General features: G+C 70.8%; 8 protein-coding genes. All 8 read left to right on the top strand.

What is annotated here, in order from left to right; translation table 11 throughout:
* The first annotated feature begins 84 nt into the window (after positions 1–84).
* On the top strand, positions 85–921 hold the full coding sequence (tsf, locus tag AC2W7A_RS07620) for a translation elongation factor Ts (protein WP_485990828.1): 837 nt from the start codon (positions 85–87) through the stop codon (positions 919–921).
* 200 nt (positions 922–1,121) lie between these two features.
* Complete coding sequence (gene pyrH, locus AC2W7A_RS07615; protein ID WP_485990827.1) at positions 1,122–1,877, top strand: UMP kinase; 756 nt, start codon at positions 1,122–1,124, stop codon at positions 1,875–1,877.
* 83 nt (positions 1,878–1,960) lie between these two features.
* Complete coding sequence (frr, locus tag AC2W7A_RS07610) at positions 1,961–2,518, top strand: ribosome recycling factor (RefSeq protein ID WP_485990826.1); 558 nt, start codon at positions 1,961–1,963, stop codon at positions 2,516–2,518.
* Positions 2,519–2,563: 45 nt separating this feature from the next.
* Complete coding sequence (locus tag AC2W7A_RS07605; RefSeq protein WP_485990825.1) at positions 2,564–3,397, top strand: phosphatidate cytidylyltransferase; 834 nt, start codon at positions 2,564–2,566, stop codon at positions 3,395–3,397.
* Positions 3,398–3,459: 62 nt separating this feature from the next.
* Complete coding sequence (locus tag AC2W7A_RS07600; RefSeq protein WP_485990824.1) at positions 3,460–4,053, top strand: DivIVA domain-containing protein; 594 nt, start codon at positions 3,460–3,462, stop codon at positions 4,051–4,053.
* A gap of 179 nt (positions 4,054–4,232) precedes the next feature.
* Positions 4,233–5,360, top strand: coding sequence for a pyruvate dehydrogenase (acetyl-transferring) E1 component subunit alpha (pdhA, locus tag AC2W7A_RS07595; RefSeq protein WP_485990823.1), 1,128 nt, complete (start codon positions 4,233–4,235; stop codon positions 5,358–5,360).
* Entirely contained in the window at positions 5,357–6,427 is a 1,071-nt protein-coding gene (locus AC2W7A_RS07590; RefSeq protein ID WP_485990822.1) for an alpha-ketoacid dehydrogenase subunit beta, read from the top strand. The genes pdhA and AC2W7A_RS07590 overlap by 4 nt, the downstream gene beginning before the upstream one ends.
* Positions 6,424–6,737 (top strand): biotin/lipoyl-containing protein (locus tag AC2W7A_RS07585; protein WP_485990821.1); only part of this gene is annotated, 314 nt, incomplete at its 3' end. The genes AC2W7A_RS07590 and AC2W7A_RS07585, both read left to right, overlap by 4 nt.

Here is a 6,737-nt window from a genome sequence, read left to right as displayed (position 1 = left end):
CGGCCCGCACCCGGGCCGGCCGCCGCGGACCCCCGACCACCTGCATCCCGCAACCACCCATCCAACGGGAAGGACCGAACGAGCATGGCGAACTACACCGCTGCCGACATCAAGGCCCTGCGTGAGCGCACCGGCGCCGGCATGATGGACGTCAAGAAGGCCCTGGACGAGGCCAACGGCGACACCGACAAGGCCATCGAGATCATCCGCGTGAAGGGCCTCAAGGGCGCCACCAAGCGTGAGGGCCGCGCTGCGGCCGAGGGCCTCGTGGCCGCGACCGTCGAGAACGGCGTCGGCGTGATGGTCGAGCTGAACTGCGAGACCGACTTCGTGGCCAAGGCCGAGAAGTTCATCAACCTGGGCGACGCCGTCCTGAAGACCGCCGTGTCCTCCGGCGCCGCCGACCTCGAGTCGCTGCTGGCCGCCGACTACGAGGGCCGTACCCTCGGCGACCACGTCACCGAGGAGGGCGCCCTCATGGGCGAGAAGGTCGTCGTGCGCCGCATCGCCCGCGTGGAGGGCGCCTTCGTGGACGCCTACCTGCACAAGACCTCCAAGGACCTGCCGGCCCAGGTGTCCGTGCTGCTCGCCGTGGACTCCGACTCCGCCGAGGCGAAGACCGCGGCGCACGACATCGCCGTGCACACCGCCGCCTACTCGCCGACCTACCTCACCCGTGAGGACGTCCCGGCCGAGACCGTGGAGAACGAGCGCCGCATCGCGGACGAGACCGCCCGCGCCGAGGGCAAGCCGGAGCAGGCCCTGCCGAAGATCGTCGAGGGTCGCCTGACCGGCTTCTACAAGGAGATCGTCCTCGAGGACCAGCCGTTCGCCAAGGACCCGAAGACCACCGTCGGCAAGGTGGCCTCCGAGGCCGGCACCAAGGTCACCGGCTTCGCCCGCTTCCGCGTCGGCAACTGAAGCACGCCGCGGAATCCGGCGCTCGTTCCACACCCCTGATCTGGGGGTAGGATCGTAGCGATCCGAGGCCACACCGGTCCGCATGCCCCGCATGCGGCCGCCACCGATGGCGGGGTGGTCACCAGCTCGGTGACCACCCCGCCGTTCTGTGCCCACACCCGGCCCAGGCCCGAGAACAACGCCCCGAGGAGCGGAATCCCATGGAGACGAACACCCACACCCAGTCCCTGCCGGTCGTGAACGACGACACCAAGGGCCGCCGCCGCGTGCTGCTCAAACTCTCCGGCGAGGTCTTCGGCGGCGGCAAGGTCGGCGTGGACCCGGACACCGTCCGCGGGATCGCGCAGCAGATCGCCGAGGCCGCCGAGACGGTCGAGATCGCGATCGTGGTGGGCGGCGGCAACTTCTTCCGCGGCGCCGAGCTCTCCGAGAACGGCATGGACCGCCGGCGTGCCGACTACATGGGCATGCTCGGCACCGTCATGAACTGCCTCGCCCTGCAGGACTTCCTCCTGCAGGCCGGTGTGTCCACGCGCGTGCAGTCCGCGATCTCCATGGAGCAGGTCGCCGAGCCATACATCCCGCTGCGCGCCATCCGCCACATGCAGAAGGGCCGCGTGGTGGTCTTCGGCGCCGGCACCGGCCTGCCCTACTTCTCCACGGACACCGTGGCCGCCCAGCGCGCCCTCGAGGTCGGTGCGGACGAGGTCCTCATGGCCAAGTCCGGCGTGGACGGCGTGTACACCGCCGACCCGAAGAAGGACCCCACGGCCGAGCGCCTCGACCACCTGACCTACGACGAGGCGCTGCAGCGGAACATCCGCGTCATGGACCTCACCGCCATGACCATGTGCAAGGACAACGGCCTCACCATGCGCGTGTTCGGCATGGAGGGCCCGGGCAACGTCACCGCCGCCCTGCGCGGCGACGGCATCGGCACCACCGTCACCCCCTGAGCCGGGCCGCAGAGCCTGAGCCGGATGTCCTCCATGACACGTAGGATGGTGGGCAGTCACTCACCCACACGTCAGGAGACATCGTGATCCAGGAGACCCTGCAGTCCGCCGAAGAGCAGATGGACCGCACCATCGAGGCGACCCGCGAGGACTTCGCGTCCGTCCGCACCGGCCGCGCCAACCCGGGCCTCTACTCCAAGGTGATGGTGGACTACTACGGCGCCATGACCCCGCTGCAGCAGCTGGCCTCCTTCACCACCACGGACGCCCGCACCCTGCTCATCACCCCCTTCGACGTGTCCGCCCTGCGCAACATCGAGAAGGCCCTGTCCGAGTCGGAGATCGGCGCGAACCCGTCGAACGACGGCAAGGTCATCCGCATCGTGATGCCGGAGCTCACCGAGGAGCGTCGCAAGGAGTACGTCAAGATCGTCAAGCAGAAGGCCGAGGAGCACAAGGTCTCCGTCCGCAACGCCCGCCGCAAGGCCAAGGAGGCCATGGACAAGGCCGTCAAGGACGGCGAGGTCGGCGAGGACGAGGGCATGCGCGGCGAGAAGGAACTCGACGCCCTGACGAAGAAGCACGTGGACCTCATCGAGGACATGGCGAAGAAGAAGGAAGCCGAGCTCCTCGAGGTCTGAGGCCCTGCGCCTCGGACCTGCCGGCACGCTCCGGAGTCCTCCTCGATGACCACAGCTGCGGAGACCCCCGCACCCCCACGCGGCGGCCGTGACCTCAAGTCCGCCGTCCTCGTGGGGGTCGTGCTGTTGGGCGTCGCCCTGGCGGGCCTGATCCTGTGGGACTGGTTGCTGGCCCTGCTGATCGTGGTCCTGCTGGTCGCCGGCGTCACCGAGGTGGCCGACGCCGTCCGCGGCATCGGTCTGGACGTCCCCAAACCCCCGCTGTGGGTCGCGGCGGTCGCCCTGCCGCTCTCTGCGCTGCTGTGGGGGGTGGAGGCGCTCTTCCTCGCCCTGCTGGGGGCGCTGCTGCTCGTGTGCCTGTGGACGGAGGCCACCCGCCGCAGGCCGACCGGACAGATCATCCTGGCCGGCGTGTTCGCAGTGATGTGGGCCCCGTTCCTGCTGTCCTTCGGCGTCGCGCTGCTGGACCAGCCGCGCGGAAACTTCATGGTGGCCTGCCTGCTGCTGATGGTGATCGCCAACGACACCTTCGGCTACATCGTGGGCTACCGCTTCGGCAGGAACCCCATCGCCCCGCGCATCAGCCCCAAGAAGTCGTGGGAGGGCCTGGTCGGCTCGCTCCTCGGCTCGGTGCTGGTGGGCGTGGTGGCTGTGCCGCTGCTGGTGGGCCAGCCCTGGTGGGTGGGCCTGCTGCTCGGCGTGTTCGCGGTGGTCGCCGCCACCGCGGGCGACTTCTCCGAGTCCATGGTCAAGCGTGAGCTCGGAATCAAGGACATGTCCTCCCTGCTGCCGGGCCACGGCGGGGTCATGGACCGGCTGGACTCGCTGGTGTTCGCCGCACCGGTGGCCTACACCCTCTTGGCCCTGCCCATCGCCTGAGCGGCACCCCGCCCAGGACCCGTCCCCGGCCGCCACGGCGGCCCCACAACACAGGAGTGCGGATGTCGAAGAAGTCGCGCGACGACCTGAAGACCACCGTGGACCAGCCCTTCGAGCGGGTGGAGTCCGACGAGATCGGCTACGAGCCCAGTCACGTGGACGCCTTCATGGCCCGGGCCCGCAAGGCCTACGAGGGCTCCGGCGAGCTGTCCGTGGAGGACGTGCGCCAGGCTCGGTTCGCCACCGTCAACGGCGGCTACGCCACGGACCAGGTGGACGACGCCCTCGACCGTCTCGAGGACGCCCTCGCGGACTCCGAGCGCGAGGCCTTCGTCTCCGAGCGGGGCGGCGAGGACTGGTCCGCCCTGCTCACCGAGCGCACCGAGGAGCTGCTCGGCCGTGCGGACCGGGCCCCGGGCGAGCGCTTCCGCCGGCCGTCCCGCTCGGACGCCCAGTCCTACGACGTGGACCAGGTGGACGAGTTCTGCGACCGTCTCGCCGAGGCCCTGCGCGCCCCGGAGGGCGAGGCGCAGCTGGACGCGGACGACGTGCGCCGGGCCGCCTTCGCCTCGGCCGAGGGGCGCAAGGGCTACGAGGAGGGCCAGGTGGACGCCTACCTGGACGCCGCCGTGGACGTCCTGCTTCGCCGCGGCTGAGCCGGTCGCAGAGCCTCTCAGCAGAGGCCTTCTCGCGCCCCTGGTGTAAATTGTCAAGTCGTGTCCATGTGACTAGACTCACCGGGAGTCATGCGAGGTGATGCGGGACACACCCGGCCCGCATCACCCGCCCACGGTCGGCGCCCGCATCCCGGTGCCTGGTCACGAGAGTTGAGGACATGACGCAAGTAGATCTCCCCGCCGAGGCGGACATCCCGCAGTCAGAGCACCGCGAGTACCTCCAGGTGCTGGACGCCCAGGGCGTGCGCACCTCCGAGCCCGAGCTGGATCCGTGGCTGGAGGACGTCGACGACGACGCCCTGGCCCGGCTGTACCGGGACATGGTCCTGATCCGCCGCCTGGACACCGAGGCCACCCACCTGCAGCGCCAGGGGCAGCTGGCCCTGTGGCCGCCGCTGCTGGGCCAGGAGGCCGCGCAGGCCGGCTCCGCCGCGGCCCTGCGTGAGGACGACTTCGTCTTCCCGTCCTACCGGGAGAACGGCGTGGCGCTGCTGCGCGGCGTGGACGCCCTCGGCCTCATCCGCCTCTGGCGCGGCTCCACGTTCTCCGGCTGGGACCCGAAGGCCCACAAGGTGGCCGCCCAGCAGATCATCATCGGCGCGCAGGCGCTCCACGCCACCGGCTACGCCATGGGCGCCGCCATGGACGGGGACAAGTCCGCCACCATCGTGTACTTCGGCGACGGCGCCACCTCCCAGGGCGACGTCAACGAGGCCATGGTGTTCGCCGCCTCCTACAAGGCGCCGGTCGTCTTCTTCTGCCAGAACAACCACTGGGCCATCTCCGAGCCCGTGAAGCTGCAGTCGCCGCGCCACCTGGCGGACCGCCCGTGGGGCTTCGGCATCCCGTCCCTGCGCGTGGACGGCAACGACGTCCTCGCCGTGCTCGCCGCGACCCGCCGTGCCGTGGAGCGCGCGGCCAACGGCGGCGGCCCGACCTTCATCGAGGCCGTCACCTACCGGATGGGCCCGCACACCACCGCGGACGACCCGAAGCGCTACCGCTCGGACGAGGAGGTCGAGTCCTGGAAGGCCAAGGACCCGATCGACCGCGTGGCCGCACACCTGAGGGCCAACGGGGCGGACATGGAGGCCCTGGGCGCGGAGGCGACCAAGGACGCCGACGCCCTGGCCGCGGACGTGCGCGCCGCCCTCGAGGTCCTCGAGGAGGCCGGCCCGGACACCCTGTTCACCGAGGTGTACGCCGAGCCGCACCAGGAGCTCGCCCGCCAGCGCCGGGAGTCCGCGCTGTACCACGCCATGTTCGACGAGGAGGGCCAGGCATGAGCTCCGAGAAGATGACCTTCGGCCGGGCGATCAACCGGGCCATGCACCGCGCCATGACGGACGACCCGAAGGTGGTCCTCATGGGCGAGGACATCGGCACCCTGGGCGGCGTCTTCCGCATCACCGACGGCCTGATCGAGGACTTCGGCGCCCAGCGCGTCATGGACACCCCGCTTGCCGAGTCCGGCATCGTGGGCACGGCCATCGGCCTGGCCTACCGCGGCTACCGCCCGGTGGTGGAGATCCAGTTCGACGGCTTCGTGTACCCGGCGTTCGACCAGATCGTGGCGAACCTGGCCAAGATGCGTGCCCGCACCGGCGGCCACGTGCAGCTGCCCGTCACCATCCGCATCCCGTTCGGCGGCGGCATCGGCTCCCCGGAGCACCACTCCGAGTCGCCCGAGGCCTACTTCATGCACACCGCCGGCCTGCGCGTGGTCTCCCCGTCCACCCCGCAGGAGGGCTACGACCTGCTGCGCGCCGCGATCGCCTCGGACGACCCGGTGGTCTACCTCGAGCCGAAGCGCCGCTACCACGACAAGGGCGAGGTGGACCTGGACGCCGCCGTCCCGCCGATGGCCCCGGCCAAGATCGTGCGTCAGGGCTCGGACGTCACCCTGGTGGCCTACGGCCCGCTGATCAAGACCGCCCTGCAGGCCGCCGAGGTGGCCGCGGAGGAGGGCATCGAGATCGAGGTGGTCGACCTGCGCTCGATCGCCCCGATGGACTCGGGCCTGGTCGAGTCGTCCGTGCGGCGCACCGGCCGCCTCGTGGTGGCCCACGAGGCCGGACGCTCCGGCGGTGTGGGCGCCGAGCTCGTCGCCACCGTCACCGAGCGCTCCTTCCACTGGCTCGAGGCCCCGCCCGTGCGCGTGACCGGCTTCGACATCCCGTACCCGGCGGCCAAGCTCGAGGACTATCACCTGCCTGACCTGGACCGCATCCTCGACGGCGTGGACCGCGCCATGGGCCGGTCCAACTCGCTCGACTCCGTGGACATGTTCGCCGCCCCCGAGACCGCCGCCGACTTCCTGGCCGCTCAGGGCCAGCAGGAGGGAACCCGATGAGCCAGAAGATCTTCAACCTCCCGGACCTGGGGGAGGGCCTCACCGAGTCCGACATCACCGCGTGGCGCGTGTCCGTCGGCGACACGGTTGAGGTGAACCAGGTGCTGGCGGACGTGGAGACCGCCAAGGCGGTCGTGGAGCTCTCCAGCCCCTACGCCGGCATCATCGCGAAGCTGCACGCCGAGGAGGGCGACACCGTGGACGTGGGCGCCCCCGTGGTGACCTTCGACCTCGGCGGCGACGCCGGCGGGGACGATGCCCCGGCCGCGGACGGCGCCGAGGAGTCCGGCTCCGGCGACGGCCGCGTGCC

This window comes from Micrococcus sp. LASM2_SD2 (assembly GCF_057364565.1).
Note: the sequence above shows the minus strand (reverse complement) of the source record. Positions and strands in the feature narration are given on the sequence as shown.

What these genes read in the sequence shown, in the direction of transcription:
- tsf (WP_485990828.1), top strand. Translation starts at nt 85, where the DNA reads ATGGCGAACTACACCGCTGCCGACATCAAGGCCCTGCGTGAGCGCACC.
- pyrH (WP_485990827.1), top strand. Translation starts at nt 1,122, where the DNA reads ATGGAGACGAACACCCACACCCAGTCCCTGCCGGTCGTGAACGACGAC.
- AC2W7A_RS07605 (WP_485990825.1), top strand. Translation starts at nt 2,564, where the DNA reads ATGACCACAGCTGCGGAGACCCCCGCACCCCCACGCGGCGGCCGTGAC.
- AC2W7A_RS07600 (WP_485990824.1), top strand. Translation starts at nt 3,460, where the DNA reads ATGTCGAAGAAGTCGCGCGACGACCTGAAGACCACCGTGGACCAGCCC.
- pdhA (WP_485990823.1), top strand. Translation starts at nt 4,233, where the DNA reads ATGACGCAAGTAGATCTCCCCGCCGAGGCGGACATCCCGCAGTCAGAG.
- AC2W7A_RS07590 (WP_485990822.1), top strand. Translation starts at nt 5,357, where the DNA reads ATGAGCTCCGAGAAGATGACCTTCGGCCGGGCGATCAACCGGGCCATG.